1 protein-coding gene is annotated in these 1,027 nt (G+C 60.8%); it reads right to left on the bottom strand.

The window, feature by feature from the left end; translation table 11 throughout:
* Positions 1-169: 169 nt before the first annotated feature.
* The coding region (carA, locus tag ACIP66_RS28820; RefSeq protein ID WP_400652710.1) for a glutamine-hydrolyzing carbamoyl-phosphate synthase small subunit at positions 170-1,027 on the bottom strand (858 nt) is incomplete at its 5' end.

Genomic DNA, 1,027 nt, shown 5'->3' with positions numbered 1-1,027 from the left:
CGCCGAGAATCAGGATGCTTTTAATGTCTGTACGTTTTGGCATGGGTTTGTCACTCAAATCCGCAGGTCAGTCGGCAAGCCGTCTTGATCGATTTCTGAAGTCCCGAGGGGGCCGCCGGTGCCGGGGCCGCCCTCGAGGGGCTTCTCTCTACAGTCTCAAGGCGAACGCTTAGCGTCGCTTGGCCATCTCGTTGATGAAGCGGTCGAACAGTGGCGCGACGTCGTTCGGGCCCGGGCTCGCTTCAGGGTGACCCTGGAAGCTGAACGCGCTCTTGTCGGTGCGCTCGATGCCTTGCAGGGTGCCGTCGAACAGCGATTTGTGGATCGCACGCACGTTGGCTGGCAGGGTTTCTTCGTCCACCGCAAAACCGTGGTTCTGGCTGGTGATCATTACAACGCCAGTGTCCAGATCCTGCACCGGGTGATTGGCACCGTGGTGGCCGTGGCCCATTTTCAGGGTCTTGGCGCCGGAGGCCAGAGCCAGCAGTTGGTGACCGAGGCAGATGCCGAATACCGGAATTTCGGTTTCCAGGACTTCCTTGATCGCCTTGATCGCGTAGTCGCATGGCTCCGGGTCACCCGGGCCGTTGGACAGGAATACGCCGTCCGGCTTCAGTGCCAGCACATCGGCCGCTGGGGTCTGGGCAGGTACGACGGTGACGCGGCAGCCGCGTTCGACCAGCATGCGCAGGATGTTGACCTTGACGCCGTAGTCGTAGGCAACCACGTGGTAAGGCAGCTCGGAGGCTTCGATGGTCGCGTGGCTGTCGGTCTTCAGATCCCAGACAGTCGAGCGCCATTCGTATTGCTTCTTGGTGCTGACGACTTTCGCCAGATCCATGCCCTTCAGGCCCGGGAAGCCTTGCGCAGCAGCGATTGCAGCTTCTTCGGAGATGTTGTCGCCGGCCATGATGCAGCCGTTCTGTGCGCCTTTTTCACGCAGGATGCGGGTCAGGCGGCGGGTGTCGATACCGGCGATTGCCACAACGTTGTTGGCTTTCAGGTAATCGGTCAGGGACTTCGTGTT

The sequence above is a fragment of the Pseudomonas sp. NPDC088429 genome, assembly GCF_044753305.1.
GTDB classification, from domain to species: domain Bacteria; phylum Pseudomonadota; class Gammaproteobacteria; order Pseudomonadales; family Pseudomonadaceae; genus Aquipseudomonas; species Aquipseudomonas rustica.
Note: the sequence above shows the minus strand (reverse complement) of the source record. Positions and strands in the feature narration are given on the sequence as shown.